This window comes from Maribacter stanieri, from assembly GCF_900112245.1.
In the GTDB taxonomy this organism is placed as follows: domain Bacteria; phylum Bacteroidota; class Bacteroidia; order Flavobacteriales; family Flavobacteriaceae; genus Maribacter; species Maribacter stanieri.
In genome coordinates, this window is the sequence record NZ_FOYX01000001.1 from 328,067 (window position 1) to 347,317 (window position 19,251).

Consider the following 19,251-nt stretch of genomic DNA (forward strand, 5'->3'; position numbering starts at 1 on the left):
TAATTCAAGAATGAACTCCAATATATTTAAGCTGAGCTGCCTTGGCTTATTTTTATCACTTTTATCCTCATGTGGCTCTAAAGAAGATACGAATACATCTTTAGAAAATTCAGAACCTACATTATTTACACTATTACCTTCTGAAGAAACTGGTATTTCATTTGTAAACAAAGTTCAAAACTCAAAAGAATTTAACATATTCAAATACCGTAATTTTTATAACGGTGGTGGTGTTGCCATTGGCGACATCAACAATGACGGTTTATCTGATGTTTTTCTTACTGGAAATATGGAACCTAACAAGCTTTTCCTCAATAAAGGAGACTTCAAATTTGATGACATTTCTGAAAGTGCCGGTATAGCGGGTAACAAACCTTGGTCTACAGGCGTAGTAATGGCAGATATTAATAATGATGGATTTCTTGATATATACGTTAGCAATGCCGGTAATATGGAAGGAAACAATCATGATAATGATTTATATATAAATAATGGAGACGGTACTTTTACCGAAAAAGCCCATGAATACAATCTTGCGGAGACAGGGTTTTCTACGCATGCTTCATTTTTTGATTATGATAAAGACGGTGATTTAGATGCCTATATTCTAAACAATAGTAATATTCCCGTAAGTAGCCTCGGCTATGCTGAACAACGAGAAGTAAGAGCACAAGATTGGGAAGGTGTACCAAAAATTTTTAGAGGTGTTGGCGATATGCTTTTGCGAAACGACAATGGTAAATTTGTTGATGTTAGCGAAAAAGCAGGTATCTATGGTAGCCTAATTGGATTTGGCCTTGGTGTTATGGTTATTGATATTAATAATGACCTCTACCCAGATATTTATGTATCTAACGATTTTTACGAAAGAGATTATTTATACATCAACAACCAAGACGGAACTTTTAGGGAAGAAGTTCAAAAATGGACCAACCATTTAAGTTTATCTGCAATGGGAGTTGATATGGCCGATATTAATAATGACGGACTTACAGATATCTTTATTACAGATATGTTACCTGAACCTGATCAGCGTGTAAAATCTGTAATGGAATTTGAAGGTTATAATATCTTCAAGTTAAAACAGAGTAAAGATTTTCATCAGCAGTACATTCAAAATACATTACAGCTAAATAATGGTAATGGTTCTTTTTCTGAAATCGCTTACTATAGCGGTGTTGAAGCTACAGATTGGAGCTGGTCTGGACTTCTGTTCGATATGGACAACGATGGTCTAAAAGATATTTATATCACCAACGGAATCAATCACGATTTAACCGACTTGGATTTTGTTGATTTCTTTGCGAATGAAATCATACAAAAAATGGCACTCACCGGCAAAAAGGAATCTATTGATTCTATAATCAATAAAATGCCAGTTACACCATTACCCAATTACGCTTATCACAACAATGGGGATATAACGTTTAGCAATTATAATAAGCAATGGGGATTTGAAATACCTAGTAGATCGAACGGTTCTGCATATGGTGACTTGGATAACGATGGAGATCTAGATTTGGTGGTTAACAACGTAAACATGGAAACCTTTGTTTACCGTAATAATTCTGAATCTCAGTCTGAGAATAATTATATAAAATTAAAATTCGAAGGTTCTGATGGAAACAAATTTGGTATAGGCACCGTTGCCCGCCTTTATTATCCTGATAACATTATCGACCAAACTTTGATGCCTTCTAGAGGTTTTCAGTCTTCTGTTGAATACCCTATGACTATAGGTCTTGGAGCTACTAAGTCTTTAGATTCCATTCGTATCATATGGCCTAATGACGCTACGGTTAAATTGACCAATGTTAAAGCAAACCAAACCATCACTTTTGTTCAAGAGGAAGCAAACGAAATTTTCAAAGTAAAGCAAGAATCTACCCCTACCCTTTTAAAATCTATAGAAAACAACACCTTCTTGACTCATAAAGAAAATAGCTATATGGATTTTGATAATGAAGGTTTAATTTCTAAGTCATTAGCGGAAGAAGGTCCTGGCTTGGCAGTTGGTGATGTAAATGGTGATGGTAATGACGATATATTTATAGGTGGCGCAAAAGGACAATCGGGAGCTTTGTATCTACACAACGGAAACGGTGCTCTTTCAAAACCAATTGTAAAGTATTTTGAGCCAGAGGCATTATTAGAGGATACCACTGCTTCATTTTTTGATTCGGATAATGATGGGGACCTAGACCTTATGATTGGGTCAGGCGGAAATGAACTAGGTATGCAAGGCACTTACGGAATTCGTTTGTATCTCAACGACGGTAAAGGTAATTTCTCCTTGAGTACCAATAAATTACCAAGTATCAATAAAAATGTTGCCGTTATCGCTCCTTCAGATTTTGAAGATGATGGAGATATAGATGTTTTCGTTGGCTCTAGGAGTGTAGTTGGTACGTATGGAATAAATCCTGACCACTTATTTCTGCTTAACAATGGTGATGGAACATTTACAGATGTTACAGAACGTTTTGCTTATGACATAAAAGATGCCGGCATGGTAACCGATGCGCAATGGGTAGACATGGATGGTGACGGTAAAGATGATTTGGTAACGGTTTCAGATTGGGGCAGTCCAAAAATCTATAAAAACTCTGGCAGAAGATTAAGCCATTTTAAAAGCTCACTTGACAGCCTTAACGGATGGTGGGGCGCTATAGAAGGTAAAGATTTGGACAATGATGGTGATCAAGATTTAATTTTAGGTAACATGGGAAGCAATCTTCACTACAAACCTGCGCCAGGCCACCCAATGAAAATGTGGGTAAATGATTTTGATAATGATGGTACTATTGAACAAATAACTACTCAGAACTATGATGGCGGGGATTACCCTCTTCATCAAAAAAAGGAATTGACCACCCAAATATTAGCGCTCAAGAAAAAGAATATTAAAGCCTCTGAATATGCCAAAAAGACTATCCAAGAGTTGTTCCCAAAGAATATTCTTGATAACACAATCTTAAAACAGGCAAACATTTCTGAATCTATTATTGCAATCAATGACGGCAATGGCAATTTTACTATTAAAATACTACCACCTCAAGTACAATTTTCTTGCATATGTGGCATACAGTGTCTTGATGTAAACAACGACGGAAATTTAGACCTTGTAATGGCAGGTAATAATTTTGAATTTAAACCTCAGTATTCTAGACTTGATGCCAATTACGGAAACGTATTGCTTGGCGATGGCAAACTAGGCTTTGAATGGCAAAATTATTCAGAAAGCGGTTTCTTTATTAGAAATGAGGTAAAGCAATTAGAAATAGTCAAGGATAAAAAAGGAAATCAATTCATCATTGCAGCTATCAACAACGACACTCCAAAATTGTATCGATTAAATGAAAAGTAACATACTCTACATATGTTTATTGGTTTTCACCTTTAGCTGTAAGCAAAATTCTGGTGAGTTATTTGTAAAACATGCTACAGAAGAAACGGGCATAGCTTTTGAAAATACACTTACTGAAACTAAAGACCTTAGCATCTTAGATTACCTCTATTTTTATAATGGTGGTGGTGTTGCCATTGGCGACATTAATAACGACAGTCTACCAGATATTTATTTTTCCGGGAATCAAGTTAAAAACAAACTATACCTAAATAAAGGTAATTTACAATTTGACGATATTACTGAAAATGCAGGTGTAGCAGGTAATAGTTCTTGGAACACTGGTGCCATTATGGGTGATGTAAATGGAGATGGACTATTAGATATATATGTATGTGCCGTAGTTGGATTAAATGGCTTTAACGGACATAATGAGCTATTTATAAATCAAGGTGATGCAACTTTTAAAGAAAGTGCTGCAGCATACGGACTGGATTTTGAGTCGTATAGTTCGTCCGCCGCTTTTTTAGATTATGATCTTGATGGTGATTTAGATATTTACCTACTCAATCACGCTATTCATACTCAAGATTCTTATGGTAATGCTCAAATACGCCATAAAAGAGTATATGAAACAGGCGATAAATTGTTGCGTAATGATAATGGCCAATTTGTAGATGTAAGTGAAGATGCCGGTATTTATGGAGGTGTAAACGGTTATGGTTTAGGTATTGCAGTATCTGATTTTAACCAAGACGGGTACCCAGATTTATACATTGGAAACGATTTTCACGAAGATGATTATTACTATTTAAATAACGGAGACGGTACTTTCAAAGAATCTCTCAAAGAGGCTTTTGGACACACAACAAGATTTTCAATGGGTAGTGATGTAGCGGATATCAATCACGATGGTCTACCTGATTTGATTTCTTTGGATATGTTGGGTAAAGACGAAATTGTCTTGAAGTCATCTGAGGGCGATGATGATATTCAAATTCAGAAAATGAAAACCGAGACCTTCGGTTATCACAATCAGTATACTAGAAATATGCTATTTGTAAATCAACCAAATGGCAAGTTCTTAGAAACTGCACTACAAAGTGGTGTAGCAGCTACAGACTGGAGCTGGAGTGCTTTGTTCGGTGATTACAATCAAGATGGAGAACAAGATTTATACATTAGTAACGGTATTCCAAAACGACCTAACGACCTAGATTACATCAACTACATTTCTAACGAAAATATTAGAGCCAAAATAAATAGCACCAATCTCGTAGATCAAAAGGCTCTAAAAATGATGCCCTCTGGTTTCATCGGAAATATGATATTTAAAGGTGCAAAAGACCTACAATTTATAGATAAATCTAAATCTTGGATTGCTCAAGACACCATAATTTCTGGGGCGACAGCTTATGGCGATTTAGACAATGATGGTGATTTAGATTTAGTAACCAATAATTTATTTAGTCCTGCCGGTATTCAAGAAAATACTACTAACAGCACAAACCATTGGCTAAAAATTAAATTAAACTTTACAGAGAAAAATAAGTTTGGTATTGGAACAAAAATTTTCTCGTACGCTAATGGTATTCAACAATTCAAAGAAATGTATACCGTTCGTGGATTTCAGGCATCTTCCGAACCCATAATACACTTTGGCTATGCCGATTTAAAAAAAGTTGATTCCCTTAAAATTATCTGGCCCGACAAAAGCTTTCAAGTGCTGAAAAACATAACTGTTAATCAAACACTGTATATAAGCCCTAATCAAAATCAAGCTTTTGATTATAATTCTTTAAAAAAGAAACAGAAAATATTATTCAAAAAAACATCAAACAACCTTGGTATAGATTACACTCATATTGAGGATGCTTACAGTGATTATTTACGCCAGAAACTAATACCATACCAAATGTCTGACAGAGGTCCGGCTGTAAGTGTAGGCGATTTAAATGCGGACGGCAAAGAAGATGTATTCTTTGGTGGTTCTAAATATATACCATCTCATATATATGTTCAGGGAGATTCCTTATTTCAATTACAGGTTTATCCAGAAATTCAAAAAGACAGTATAAAAGAAGACATATCTTCATTAATTGCAGACTTTAATGGAGATGGTAAAAATGATTTAATCATTGGCACCGGTGGCGCAGATTTTTTCAATCAAATGAAACCATTAACAGATTCTTTCTACGTTGCCAGTGATAGTACATTCAACAAATCGGCATTTCCAGAAATGTTCGAAAATGCGTCTATACTTTTAAAATTAGATTATGACCATGATAATGATTTAGATGTGTTGATCTGTAACCAATCAATTAGCGCAGATTATGGAAAAAAGCCAAATAGCTATATACTAAATAATGATAACGGCAATTTTAGCGTAGCCAACAATCCGTTTAAAAACTTGGGAATGGTGACCGATGCTGTAGTTACCGATTTTAATAATGACGGATGGGAAGATTTATTGTTTGTTGGTGAATGGATGTCACCAAGATTTTTTCAAAATAATGAAGGTGTATTCGAAGAAACATACCCCTTAGAAAACAAAAATATTAATGGTTTATGGCAAGCTGTCACTAGCTTTGATATTGATGGTGATGGTGATCAAGACTACCTTTTAGGTAACTGGGGACTGAACACAAAATTTACCGCATCTGAAAAGTACCCAATGAAAATGTACTATGGCGACCTTGACAAAAACGGAGCTACAGAAACCATTGTTAGCACATATAAAGATGGAAAAGATTATCCAATTGACGGACTTAAAGAACTATCCAGCCAACTAGTTTCATTACGTAAAAAATTTACGAACTACAGCTCATTTGCCGGTAAATCGATGGAAGAAATTCTTGGCAAAGAGATGTTGCCTAACGCTGAAGTTTTAGAAACACATACCTTAAGTTCTGGTTATCTACAAAATGACAACGGTCAATTTATCTTTGTTCCGTTTAATTACGAGTTACAACTGGCACCTATCATGTCATTTTTAGAATTTGATTTTAATGGAGACAATAAAACTGAAGTATTAGCCGCTGGAAATTATTTTGGCGTAAAACCATATCATGGTCGTTTTGATTCTTTTCCTGGAGCATTGATAAATAATGCTAACAATGTTACCTTAGCGAATGAAATTGGACTCGATTTAACAGGAAAATCGATTCGTAGCATGAATATCATAAACTTGAACAACAACAAATACATTTTGCTCACCTTCAATAACGAGGCTGCAGAAGTATACCAAATACTCAAACCATAGTACAATGAAGAGGTATATTATTATTTTAGTAACAGGAATTTTATTATCTAACTGCACACCAAAAAAAGAAGAACCTATTAAAATAACCCCAGAAGAGCTTCATAATTCTATTGACAAAGTAATAGATATTATGATTCATGATATTTTTTCTCCTCCGGTAGCTAGTAGAATATTCGCTTACCCAAATATTGCAGCCTATGAAATAGTAGCGCAGGTAAATCCAAAATACAACTCATTGGCGGGTCAAATTACCGACCTAAAACCAATACCTGAGATGGATACTATATCTGGTATTAATCCACGATTATCGGCTTTGATAGCACACATGAATATTAGTCGTCAATTAATCTTCTCTGAAGATAAATTTGATGTTTTACAAGACAGCTTATTCACACAGTGGAAGGCAACCAATGAAAGTGAATTTGAAGCTTCTAAGGCTTATGGCCTAAAAGTTGCTGACCACATTAAAGAATGGATGGGCAAAGACAATTACAGTCAAACCCGTACAATGCCAAAATTTACGGTAAATACAGACGACCAAACTAGATGGCAACCAACACCACCGGCTTACATGGATGGGATAGAGCCACATTGGAGTAAAATTAGACCATTCATCATAGATTCGGCCTCACAATTTAAGCCAATACCACCACCAGCATTTTCATTAGAAAAAGACTCAGATTTTTACAAAGAGTTAATTGAAGTTTACAATATCAGTAATGAGATAACAAAAAATGGTGATGAATCTGAAGAAGTAGCTATTGCTAAATTCTGGGATTGTAATCCTTATGTTTCCGTAACAAGAGGGCACCTAATGTTCGCTACCAAAAAAATAACTCCAGGCGCGCATTGGATTGGAATCACAAAAATAGCTAGCAAAAAAGTCAATAGTGATTTTGACGATACGGTTTACGCCTATACCAAAACCTCATTGGCAATCGCAGATGCCTTTATCAGTTGTTGGGACGAGAAATATCGCAGTAATCTAATAAGACCAGAAACGTTGATCAACCAGCATATAGATGAGAATTGGAAGCCTATATTACAGACACCTCCTTTTCCAGAATATACTAGTGGACATAGTGTTGTTTCAGGTGCTGCTGCAACTGCCTTAACGAGTATTTATGGTGATAATTTCAGTTTTGAAGATGATACTGAAACTCCTTACGGTCTGCCTATCAGAAAATTTAATTCGTTCAATGAAGCTGCAGACGAAGCGGCTTTGAGCAGAATGTATGGAGGAATTCATTATAGAGCCGCTATTGAAGTTGGTGTGGGGCAAGGAAGAAAAATTGGTGCTCTTTTGGAATCTAAAATTAAGATGAAGAACAATTAAAATGAAAAAAGGAATTACCATTTCAATTGCACTTATTTCTATTGCACTACTTTGGTATTTTTTCATAAAACCACAAGACTATCAAATTAGAGTTGTAGCGAAGGCAAATACCGGTACAATTAACCAAGCCCTAAAATCTTGGAACAAAACTCTTAAAGAGGCTTCTATTCGTCAACTGAGCGACCTTAACCACTTAGAACAAATGATTGCTACTGGTGATTCCACGCATATTTATTTGTGGAACATTAATCCAATTACTGATTCTACCTCGCAATTAGTAGTAGATGTAAAGGACGCTGACTACAGTTTAAATAACAAGTTGGTTATACCTTTCGGTGATACTGATTTTGAAAAACAATCAAGAAAAACGGTTACAGATTTCATTGAAAGTTTAAATATTCATAGAAAAGAATTCAAAACTACCTTTATAGGTGAAGATGAACTGCCATCTACTTATTGTGCTTGTGTTGAGCACAAAACCACCCAAAGTAACAAGGCGTTTGGAATGATGGAAAGCTATCCTTTTCTAAACTCTGTTATTGCAGGGAATGGCATTCAAGTAAACGGAATTCCGTTTATTGAGACTACAGACTGGAACATGCAAAATGATAGTATATCTTTTAATTTTTGTTATCCTATTATCAAAACAGACTCATTACCCATTGTTAAGAATATGGTATATAAAGAGTTTATTGGCAAGAAATCCTTGAAAGCCATTTACAATGGTAATTATATGACATCGGATAGGGCTTGGTATACCCTATTAGATTACGCAAAAGAGAATAATATAAAAATAGAGCAGAAACCAATTGAATTCTTTTTCAATAACCCTAATATGGGTGGAGATGCTTTGCGTTGGAAAGCCGAAATATTCATGCCAATTGCAGAATAAAATGAACAAGATTGCTTTTACATCCTTACTTCTAATCTCTACTTTGATTTCCTGTACAAATTACGGGCAATTAAAAGTGGTTACTGATTTACCTGGTAGTTTAGATGAGAATTCAGGATTGGCAACCTATGGTGATTCTTCGGTTTGGGTAGTGGAAGATAATGGTAATAAAGATGAAATATATCAAGTAAACCTTAAGGGCAAAATTATAAAAATTTTAGAGATAAAAAATGGAGGTAATCATGACTGGGAAGACCTCACCAAAGATGTATCTGGCAACCTTTATATTGCAGATATCGGCAATAATGATAACGAACGTAAAAACTTGGTGATTTATAAATTACCTAACCCAACTAGTGAACCTGGGGACAAAATAGATGCCGAAAAAATAGAACTTTATTACCCAGATCAAAAAGATTTTCCCCCTAAGAAGGATGCTCGTTTGTATGATTCAGAGGCTATATTTCATCACGGAGATAAATTATACATTATTACAAAAAATAGATCAAAACCATTCTCGGGCGAAGCTCATATATATACCGTTCCAGACACTAAAGGAAAGTATGAAGCAAAGTTCGTTGGTTCATTTACCCCATGTACAGATTGGAAAGTATGCCAAATTACATCAATAGATATATCGCCAAAAGGAGATAAAATAATAGCGCTTAGTTATGGTAAACTTTTTATATTCACAGACTTCTCTTGGGATGATTTCACCAAAGGAAACATGCAAGAAATTGATTTAGGTGCCAGAAGTCAACTAGAATCTGTTTGCTTTTTAAATGACAGTACCCTGCTTATTTCTGATGAACGCACTCACAGCACCGGAGGCAACCTATACACCTATTCTTTAAAATAATTATATCTCTAGAATCCAAAACCTAGACCAAATGTAAATCTTGGTCCGTCTTCACTGGCAAATATTGCCGTATTAATGGAGATAATATCAGAAGCGTTTAAAAAGAATCCTCCACCGTAAGAAGTATGCCAACGTCCAGAACTCATTTCTGGATACCAAACTCTACCATAATCAAAGCCTCCAAAAAGACCCATTGCAATTGGCAATAGTCTGGTTCTTTTCTTTTTTAAACTAAATCTAATATCCGTATTCTGATAATATGATGTTTTACCAGTGAAACGTTGATTTCTAAACCCACGCAAGCCATCTAACCCACCAATACTAGCGGCTTGATAAAATTCATAATCGTCGCCAATATTAAATTGTGCCTTCCATTTTGTAGCGAGCACTAATCGACCATTAGGAATTAGTTTATAATCAAAACCTAGACTTGGTATTATATATCCAAAACTACCACTCTCTTTTGAAAGGTTTTCTTTGAAACCAACTTGCAATGAAGAAGACATCCCTAAAGTTGGAAAAGCTTCATTATCCTTATTTTCATATGTATAAGCAGCATTTACACCCACAAAATCGCTATTGGTTTCTTCTCCATTTTCTTGATAAAAAGTATTTATAAATCTATCGTTAGTTTCCTCTACACTAATATTTTCATAAGAAACACCAAATTTTACTTTAGCCCCCAATTGCCCTCTCCAAACCAATGACGGAGAAAAATCTATTTGCCTAAGCTTAACCCTATTATAATCTAACTCTAAATCATCATCAAAATTTTCAGTATTGTTTCCAAAACCAAAGAAGTTAACTGCAAAATTCGGACTCGTAAATCGTGCAGATAATTCAGCATTCCAATTCTCAAAAACATGTGCAAATTCGCCTTGATACTTAAAGTCAAAACCACTTGTTGCAAAATAATATGAAGCCGCAAAAGTATGTTGTTGTGTAAATGGGTTTTGCCTAAAACCATTATACGTATAGGTATTCATAAAGCCTATTCTAACCCCGTCATCTGGATTAAACCCAATAGTAGGAATTATTTGATTATAGCTATTTCTTAGTTTAAGCGGCTGGTATGTGTTAAGCTCATAATCATCAGACAACTTTACTTTTGCCCCACCAGTTTCTTCAAACGTATTTTTCTTGCTCTTAAAATCATACAATGCTACATTTCTACCATCTTCTATTCTATAGATATCATTGTTATGCCCTCCTATAATCCTAACCTTGACTCCAGAATAATTCGACGGATTTTTAACTTCAAAAATATCATCATCATCTAAACCAAAAACCCATAATTCTTTGGTGTCTTCTTTAGTAAAAACCTTATAGTAGAATAATCTCTTCTTTTTATCGCTGATATTTCTGTAAACTTTTACTTCTGTTTCGGTATCATTTAACCTGTTTATTTCAAACCAGTCGTCTTTATCCGTACCTGCAACTACTGCATATTTGTTTAAAATCTTATAATATTCATTCGCGGTTTCTTGAATATTACCTAATCGTGCCAATAGCGTTTTTTTAATTTCATCTACGGTTTCATCTCGCACTTCTACTGGAAAAGATTTAAATGCTTCATCTATATCACTTGACTTCAAATTATCCTGTAAATACTTTGCTTGTGCCAACCATTGACTTTTTTCTGTTTCGCCCAATAAAGTGAGATCTAAAACATAGGTCATTGGCGATGAATTAAATCCTTTTACATTTCTAATTTCGTCGTTAAAACCTTCCATAAGTCTTAAACCTGGTATTATTCTCGTAGCTAAATTCATTAGAGCACCATCTCCCATTTTTGAAAATACTTGATCACGATCTCTTGGTACGGGCCTATAGATTGTTTTATCTTTCTCTTTAAACTCTGCCCAACGCCATTGATCAACATGCCTATCCCAATCACCAAGAACCATATCAAAAAGTCTTGCTCTTAAATAAAGATCTTTGTCTACCTCATATTGCTCGTCATCTCTTAAATCTTCAAGCATACTATCTGTACTCTTCAATTCATTTGAATACCCAAAGCTTGCCAAATCTCCATGACCGTCCCCAGTATGTTCTTCAATCATATACAATTCATCTCCAAAAGAGTCATTAAACTCCTTTAGAGCAGGTTGTTTAGGTACATAATACAAAACTGGGTTGGTGTGGTAAATACCAACGGCATCAGATAATTTTGCTGTTGTAAATGGACCATAAGGATGAGAGCCTGTATAAAAATCTTGTAACAACTCTTGTGTATAGGTCTCTTTTAAATCATCAAGTACATATTGATCTTGAAAAGCCATGGACTGCAAATAAAGTTCAGCGCTCTTTCTCAGTGCCCTCATCACATACTCCCTACCATCCTTCGCACGTAGTCTCAATGATTTAGATTGGTGACCACCACCTTTTTTTACAGGTTCTAAGCCTCCCATTAATGAATCTAAGTTTACCGTAGGCACTTTCACTTCCGTACCATAATATTTACGATAACGTTCTCCCCATATTCCTTTAAAAAATCCACTTTTGTCAATTTCTTTTTGAGAGTAAACAGAGGCTTTTACACTATCAGGAAAAGAGGCTGTTAGTTGATCTACATACTCAATTTGAGTTGGCGGAAAAACTTCATTGGTAAACAAAAACTCCTCACTATTATCATCTCCTACCCCATAGAATCTAACTCTAGACGAACCATCTTTATATACCTCTAAAGTGGCATATCCCATTTTACCGGTATTAAACTGAGAACCGTTCAACAACTTTGTAAAACCTTCTTTTGCCCCTGAACCACTTACAATTTGTGGGGTATTATTTTCAAGTATATACTGCAGCGTATGTTCATGCCCCGATGCGAATATTACACGGTCAGAATATTGTGCTAAGGTTGTTACCCTATTCATAAGCTCTCTATAACGCTTATTATTCACATCTTCTACCGATGCCCCAGAAGTACTTCTCAATACATTAATAAAAGATCCTAAAACAGGAACCGGCACCGCCATTTGTTTTGGATAGAATTGTTTTCTTAACGAATATTGACCTCCGTGCTCCCCGTAACTATTTGTAGGATGGTGCATTGCAATTACGGTTGTACGATCACGATAGCCCTTTATTGCATCTTCGAGTTCTAAGAAAAATTTATCCCTACTTTTTATTTCGCACTTGTCGTTAATATCTGGACGTTTGTCCCAGTTCGTCAAATACCATTCCGTATCTATTGTAATTATCGCAACATCATCACCTATTTCTATCACATCTATGGGGCAACCGTTCTCTGGCAAAAAAGGATCTTTCTCTTTTTCTTTTAATGCTCTTTTTATATAATTTTCTTCACGTTCAAGTCCAATTAATCCTTCTGTATACCAATCATGATTTCCTGGTATAAAAAGTGGTCTTCCCTTAAAGTTATCTAAGGTTTTTATCTGGGCATCTAAATGGTTTGCCGCTGTTCTATATGCTTGTGTAGAATCTTTTGGGTCTGGTAATCCGGCCGGGTAAATATTATCCCCTAAGAAAATAGCAGTACTATTCTTATCCGCTTTATCCAATCTATCCTTGAAAATTTTTAGTGCTGGGTTCATTCCTCCCATCGGAGATAAGCCTGCATCTCCAATTAGATAAAATGTATGAGACACTTCCTTAGCCTCGTTTACATCAACGGCATATTTTTCATCAACGTATTTTGTCTTATGAGTTGCACAACCTGTAATGAAAAGAAAAACCAATAGATATGCGTAATATTTTTTCATAGCACTATAACCCTCTTTAAATTTTCGTAATTTGGGAAATTCTAACAAAACTCTTCCATGTCAAACATCTTAGAAAAGACACAACAATTTGCTGTAGAATTACTTACCAACCAATTGGACAAGAACTTCTTATATCACAATCTAAGACACACTCAACGCGTAGTCAAAAGTACTAAACAAATATTGGATTCATGTTCTCTATCCGATGAAGATAAGGAGATATTAGAGCTGGTTGCTTGGCTACATGATACTGGTTATACTAAAGGCATTAAGGATCATGAAGAGCATAGCTGTGAGATAGCACAAGAGTTTTTAGAAAAAGAAGGATATGACAAAGAGCGAATAGAAAAAGTTAAAAAGTGCATACTTGCCACCAAATGGAATGCCAAACCCACTAATTTGATGGATGAGATAATACGCGATGCCGACTCTTCTCATTTTGCACAAAGTAGCTATATAGAAACTTCAGATTTATTACGCGAAGAGCTAAAACTTCTTGGAATAAAAAAATATTCTTATAAAGAATGGTTAGATATCAATATTCAGGTTTTTAGAACCGACCACCAATACTATACAGATTACGCAAAGGAAAATTGGTTAGAGAAAAAAGACAAAAATTTAAGAAAACTTGTAAAGGATAAAAAGTCTGAAAAGAAACTTGCCAAGAAAGAAAAACTTAAAGCTCAATTTAAAAGTGAGAGCCCTGATCGTGGAATACAAACACTATACCGTGTAACACTAAAAAACCATATTACCCTTAGTGATATTGCAGACACCAAAGCGAACATATTATTATCTGTAAACGCCATTATCATATCATTAGCGCTGTCTAATCTTATACCAAAATTAGACAACCCATCTAATGACTACCTTATTTACCCTACGGTAATATTTGTATTTTTTAGCGTAGTTTCTATGGTACTCGCTGTTTTAGCAACCAGGCCAAATGTAACCAGTGGCGAATTCACCAAAGAAGATGTCAAGAACAAAAACGTAAATCTATTGTTCTTTGGGAATTTTCATAAAATGGCATTAAGCGATTATGAATGGGCTATACAAGAAATGCTTAAGGACAAAGATTATATATACACTTCATTAACGAAGGATCTTTATTTTCTTGGGATTGTACTTAATAGAAAATACTCGCTACTTCGTTGGACCTATACAATTTTTATGATTGGCATGATACTATCTGTAATAGCATTTGCAGTTTCATTCAAGTTCTTTGGTCCTGATCGTAAAATAGAACTACTTAGTCAAGTTCTATTCTTTTAAAGCATCCATTAAATCTTGATAAGTATATGTCTTTTCAGGTTCTTGCTCTCTTTTATAAAGTATTTCTGCCCTAATTGCTTTTAAACCAGACACGCCCTGTAAGCCTTCTAATTCAACAATTTCAATCTTATCGGTAAAGCAGCCTTTAGATTTTAGAAACTTAATATACCTTAAGTATTCTAGCTCATCTTTTTTCTGAGAATATACAATAGAAAGAACCCCTTTTTCAGTTAAACGCTGATTTGTTCCTTTTATATAAGACTTATCTATTCTTTTCTTTATAACCTCGTAACGAGCATTATAGGTACCATCAACATCAAACTGTTTTTCGTCCATTCTAAAACGAATAGATAATGATGTGTTATATACCAATATTAATGATGCTACATCCAACGGTACCGGTAATTTTGGTTTCAATGAATAATGGGCATTTTCCATCTCGCACATTACTTGTAACTGCCACAACCTTAAATTATTAAGATACAAAGGGTTATACCCCTTATTTTCTGAGATTGAAGAACCAATATACATGTTGTGTTCTACACCATCAGTTTTATAACGCTCATAGTAATGCGGATACATTGCCTGTGCGCTTTCTTGTCTTTTATCAATAATTGCGGAAACCTTTTTATTAATCAATGTTACGCTTTCATCGTAATTCTTTCTATGATCATAATATGAACCTGTACCCATATCAATTTTAGACTCATACTTTAAAATATGTTTCTCGATATCTTTGTCGTTCTTTTTAAGATGTTCAAAAACAGGAGTAATCTCATCGTTTACAAAATCGAAAATTGCTTGTTCACTATTGGTATAAAGTGTCTCTTTAATACTTTCTAGGTGGTTATTGACTCTAAAAATCAACTCCTCATAGATAGGCAGCTCCCATTTTTTAAATGCAATATTTAATACATTATCAATTTCAGATAACTGAATCATTAAATCTCGCTGTATGGCTAAATTTCTAGCTTGCGAAGAATCTTTAATATCTATTTGCCCAAATAGTGGATATACATCTTTGAAAACGATTTCCTTGAACGAAGGAGATCTTCCCTCGGTTTCATCAAGAATAAATTTTTTGGCTTCTTCTTGAAATTTCCAATATACCGATGAATGAACAGACGTACACTCATTCTGTATAATAGCGTCTATCCTATTGTTTTCCTCATTTTTAGTACGTACAACTGCCGATACTATAAAAGGCATAACATCATCAAGCTTTTGTGCATTAACACCATTAAGAACGCCTTTCTTCTCAGAAACTATTTCCAAAACTCCTAAAAGGTTATTTTCAAAAGCTATTGGTGCAAAAATAGCACTTTGCACACCTTGCTCTTTTAACCCTTTAAAGGGCTGCATATTACCAGATTGTTCAACTTTAAGGTCTATATCTGCTATAGTATAGTATGAGTTACTTCCAATTAATTTATCATAAGAATCTTCACAAAGGGCATTTTTACAATTCATGTGATGCTCCCCTCTTAAAAGAAAACTTTCGAAACCCATGCCCGCTACCTCTTCAAATTGATCTTTCTTAGCATCAAAAGAGGCAAAACCAACTTTAATATTCGGCAATCTAAAAAAGGATTTAAACGTTTCTTGCAAATCATGCATGAATTTCGCCGGTTGTAAAGTATCCTTTGATATTAATTTCGATTTAATATTTGATATTGCCTGTTCCATGGTAACATCAAACAAATTAGCAATTACAAATCCTTTACTAATAAAACTTTCTGGCGGAATTTTCTCTATCCAAAGCGTTGCATCCGTAGGGTTTGCTAAAAGTTCATCTACATCTTCTTGTGTAATCTCTTTTGCTTTATCGGTAGGTATAATATCAATAAAATCGGCATTATATAAAATGCGATAATGACGCATTACACCAGCTGCATCTGGAATATCATAAAAGTAAGGACGACTAAAATCTAGCTGATAACCGTAGTAATAATTTAAAATAACCACACAGCTCATAATATAATCCATCTCTTCACCAAGATTTCGCAATTCTGGTTCGTAGTTATCCCCTGCTTCACTAATTATAGTTTGAAACCGTTTAGAAGATTTTATAATAGTATTTTGAAAAGGAAGGGTTGCAACCTTTATCTCATTTCCACTTAATGCTTCTGTAAACGTATCTTGTAAAATACGCTCGATCAAATCTTTATTTTTCTCTAATAGACTAAAATCCGAAAAACCGTCACGTAACTCAGGGAAACCTTTTTCAACTGCCAATATTCTTTCTGCTGTAGCAGCCAAAAATGGATTGTCACCTTTTAATTGTTGATCGTACTTCTGTAGAAGTTTTTCAAAACTTATAAGGTGCTTAACCGGCATTTTCAATCTATCGTGCTTTCCCATGACCTAGTTAGTCTACAATTAAGCTGTAAAGTTACAAAACATACCATATTTTTTAGTGTACTAAGTTCTTATGGTTAACGGGATTTTCGGATATTTAACGAAAAATAGACCATGTCATCGGATAGTAGACTTACAAGAGCTTACAAAAACGCTAAAGTTATCCCGTTTGACGACTCTTCTAAGTTTATACTTTTTAGCGATTGTCACAGGGGTGATAATAGTTTTGCCGATGAATTTGCCAACAATAGAAATATCTATTTCCATGCTCTTAAATTCTATTTTTCTGAAGGATTTGACTACTGTGAGCTTGGCGATGGTGATGAACTGTGGGAAAACATTTATTTTGAATCTATTTTTGAAGCCCATAAAAATGTTTACAAACTATTAAAACAGTTTCATTTAGCACATAGACTGCATATGATTTGGGGAAATCATGATATGGTTTATAAAGATGAGGCTTATGTAAAAAAGCATTTATCTAGTTATTTTGAGCCTATAGATGACAAAGATAAATCGTTATTTGAAGGTATAAAATATCATGAAGCCCTTATCTTAAAACATAAAAATACAAACCAAGAAGTCTTTCTTACCCATGGCCACCAAGCAGATTGGTGGAATTATACATTTTGGCGCTGGGGTAGATTTTTGGTAAGAGTGTTATGGAAACCGTTACAAGTTTGGGGTATTGCAGACCCTACATCTCCTGCTAAAAATTATACTGAACTAATAAAAGTAGAGCGACGTATAAAAAAATGGATTTTAAAGAATAATCTTAAAGTAACTGTCGTAGGTCATACCCACAGACCTCGTTTTCCAGAGCCTGGAGATATACCTCTTTTTAATGATGGCAGCTGTGTACACCCAAGAAGTATTACCGGAATAGAAATTGAAAATGGTTGTATTTCTTTGATAAAATGGCAAATAAACACCACAGATGATGGCACACTTCGTGTGGTTCGAATTTTGTTGGAAGGCCCTCAGAAATTAAAAGATTATTTAGATAATATTTAAGATGGATACGCTCCAAGACTTCATAGCGCAAATTCCTGTTAGACATAACATTACTTCTACCATAATGCTATTAGGAGTGGCGCAAAATCTATTTTTAAGTATCGTACTTTTTGTAAAAAGCAAAAACAATAGATTACTACTCTATTTTGCATTTTTATTATTATTCGGAACACTGGTTTTTTTGGATACTTATTTGTGTTACACCGGTCTCATAAAACACCTTCTTGAATGGAATGATTCTTCTGAAGTTTTTGTTTTGCTTATAGGTCCTTTTCTCTACTTTACTATTTATGCATTTTTGAAAAGAAAACCTATTTCTATACGTATGGCTTGGTGGCACTTAATTTTACCACTAGGTTATCTTTTATCACAGATTCCGTTTTACACGGCTCCAGTTTCGGTTAAACTAAACGCTTATTTAGGTGCGTATTTTAATAATTTAGGTACCGCATCGGTTCCAGACACATTTAACTACTCGTACCATCACATCAAAGATATATTTGATTGGTTAATTTTATGTAGTTTACTGTTATATACATTATTATCAATAAAACTAGTCAAAGAAGAACGATATAGAAATAATACAGATAAAGCAAACCTTAAATCCGCTAAATACATTTTCACTCGTAATTCCGCCATAATACTCTTAACTTTTTTCATTCTTCTATTTGCTGTTTTCTACATATATGACGACGATGGCGGAGACCATTTTATTGCCATTTTCCAAACTTTAGTATCATTTGCCACCACATACATTATTATTTCTAAATCTAAGTTCTTTGAAAAATCATGGGTTGCAGATAAATATGAAACACTTTCGAATACAGCGGATGAAATAACATTTAAAGAAATTGAAACATTCGTGGACAACAACTTGTATTATACAAATAGCCATGCCAGTTTAAAACATCTTGCCGCCCAGTTAGGTATTCATCCAAATCAAATTTCAAAAACTATAAATTCAGATTTTGGTTCTAATTATAATCACTATATCAATAACAAAAGAATTGAACTAGCTAAAGAGAGATTAGTAGACCCTAAATTTAGTCATCTAACAATTGAGGCTATCGGCGAATCAGTAGGATTTAAGTCAAAGTCTGCATTTTACAATGCTTTCAAAAAGATTTCGGGTATATCTCCCTTTAAATTTACAAAGTCAATTTCTCCAAAATTGTAATTCAGGA

At 34.5% G+C, this 19,251-nt stretch carries 10 protein-coding genes; 8 read left to right on the forward strand and 2 right to left on the reverse strand.

What is annotated here, in order from left to right; translation table 11 throughout:
• The first annotated feature begins 10 nt into the window (after nucleotides 1-10).
• The 5 genes from BM296_RS01440 to BM296_RS01460 are packed head-to-tail and all read left to right on the forward strand — an operon-like array spanning nucleotide 11 to nucleotide 9,695.
• Entirely contained in the window at nucleotides 11-3,367 is a 3,357-nt protein-coding gene (locus tag BM296_RS01440; protein ID WP_091902922.1) for a VCBS repeat-containing protein, read from the forward strand.
• Nucleotides 3,357-6,608 carry a VCBS repeat-containing protein gene (locus BM296_RS01445; RefSeq protein ID WP_091900861.1) on the forward strand — a complete coding sequence of 1,084 codons (3,252 nt, stop codon included), beginning with the start codon at nucleotides 3,357-3,359 and terminating at the stop codon, nucleotides 6,606-6,608. Before BM296_RS01440 ends, BM296_RS01445 begins: the two co-directional genes overlap by 11 nt.
• A 4-nt stretch (nucleotides 6,609-6,612) precedes the next feature.
• Nucleotides 6,613-7,944: a vanadium-dependent haloperoxidase gene (locus tag BM296_RS01450; protein ID WP_091900863.1), complete on the forward strand. Its 1,332-nt coding sequence runs from the start codon at nucleotides 6,613-6,615 to the stop codon at nucleotides 7,942-7,944.
• A gap of 1 nt (nucleotide 7,945) precedes the next feature.
• Nucleotides 7,946-8,836, forward strand: coding sequence for a GyrI-like domain-containing protein (locus BM296_RS01455; protein ID WP_091900865.1), 891 nt, complete (start codon nucleotides 7,946-7,948; stop codon nucleotides 8,834-8,836).
• A 1-nt stretch (nucleotide 8,837) separates the two neighbouring features.
• Nucleotides 8,838-9,695, forward strand: coding sequence for a YjiK family protein (locus tag BM296_RS01460; protein WP_091900867.1), 858 nt, complete (start codon nucleotides 8,838-8,840; stop codon nucleotides 9,693-9,695).
• A gap of 8 nt (nucleotides 9,696-9,703) precedes the next feature.
• On the opposite strand, the gene BM296_RS01465 is transcribed toward BM296_RS01460, so the two are convergent.
• Nucleotides 9,704-13,420 carry a metallophosphoesterase gene (locus tag BM296_RS01465; RefSeq protein ID WP_091902923.1) on the reverse strand — a complete coding sequence of 1,239 codons (3,717 nt, stop codon included), beginning with the start codon at nucleotides 13,418-13,420 and terminating at the stop codon, nucleotides 9,704-9,706.
• A gap of 57 nt (nucleotides 13,421-13,477) precedes the next feature.
• Between BM296_RS01465 and BM296_RS01470 the strand changes: the two genes are divergently transcribed.
• Nucleotides 13,478-14,695: a Pycsar system effector family protein gene (locus tag BM296_RS01470; RefSeq protein WP_091900868.1), complete on the forward strand. Its 1,218-nt coding sequence runs from the start codon at nucleotides 13,478-13,480 to the stop codon at nucleotides 14,693-14,695.
• Here BM296_RS01470 and BM296_RS01475 read toward each other — a convergent pair.
• Complete coding sequence (locus BM296_RS01475) at nucleotides 14,684-17,056, reverse strand: GAF domain-containing protein (RefSeq protein WP_091900870.1); 2,373 nt, start codon at nucleotides 17,054-17,056, stop codon at nucleotides 14,684-14,686. The genes BM296_RS01470 and BM296_RS01475 overlap by 12 nt on opposite strands.
• A 111-nt stretch (nucleotides 17,057-17,167) precedes the next feature.
• Here BM296_RS01475 and BM296_RS01480 point away from each other — a divergent pair, with 111 nt between their 5' ends.
• On the forward strand, nucleotides 17,168-18,067 hold the full coding sequence (locus tag BM296_RS01480; RefSeq protein WP_091900872.1) for a metallophosphoesterase: 900 nt from the start codon (nucleotides 17,168-17,170) through the stop codon (nucleotides 18,065-18,067).
• Between the two features lies 1 nt (nucleotide 18,068).
• Nucleotides 18,069-19,244 (forward strand): helix-turn-helix domain-containing protein, encoded by a 1,176-nt coding sequence (locus BM296_RS01485; RefSeq protein WP_091900874.1) that lies wholly within the window; start codon nucleotides 18,069-18,071, stop codon nucleotides 19,242-19,244.
• Nucleotides 19,245-19,251: the final 7 nt, after the last annotated feature.

Excerpts from the sequence above, each read along its gene's own strand:
- BM296_RS01440 (WP_091902922.1), top strand. The coding sequence starts at position 11 with ATGAACTCCAATATATTTAAGCTGAGCTGCCTTGGCTTATTTTTATCA.
- BM296_RS01445 (WP_091900861.1), top strand. The coding sequence starts at position 3,357 with ATGAAAAGTAACATACTCTACATATGTTTATTGGTTTTCACCTTTAGC.
- BM296_RS01450 (WP_091900863.1), top strand. The coding sequence starts at position 6,613 with ATGAAGAGGTATATTATTATTTTAGTAACAGGAATTTTATTATCTAAC.
- BM296_RS01455 (WP_091900865.1), top strand. The coding sequence starts at position 7,946 with ATGAAAAAAGGAATTACCATTTCAATTGCACTTATTTCTATTGCACTA.
- BM296_RS01460 (WP_091900867.1), top strand. The coding sequence starts at position 8,838 with ATGAACAAGATTGCTTTTACATCCTTACTTCTAATCTCTACTTTGATT.
- BM296_RS01465 (WP_091902923.1), bottom strand. The coding sequence starts at position 13,420 with ATGAAAAAATATTACGCATATCTATTGGTTTTTCTTTTCATTACAGGT.
- BM296_RS01470 (WP_091900868.1), top strand. The coding sequence starts at position 13,478 with ATGTCAAACATCTTAGAAAAGACACAACAATTTGCTGTAGAATTACTT.
- BM296_RS01475 (WP_091900870.1), bottom strand. The coding sequence starts at position 17,056 with ATGGGAAAGCACGATAGATTGAAAATGCCGGTTAAGCACCTTATAAGT.
- BM296_RS01480 (WP_091900872.1), top strand. The coding sequence starts at position 17,168 with ATGTCATCGGATAGTAGACTTACAAGAGCTTACAAAAACGCTAAAGTT.
- BM296_RS01485 (WP_091900874.1), top strand. The coding sequence starts at position 18,069 with ATGGATACGCTCCAAGACTTCATAGCGCAAATTCCTGTTAGACATAAC.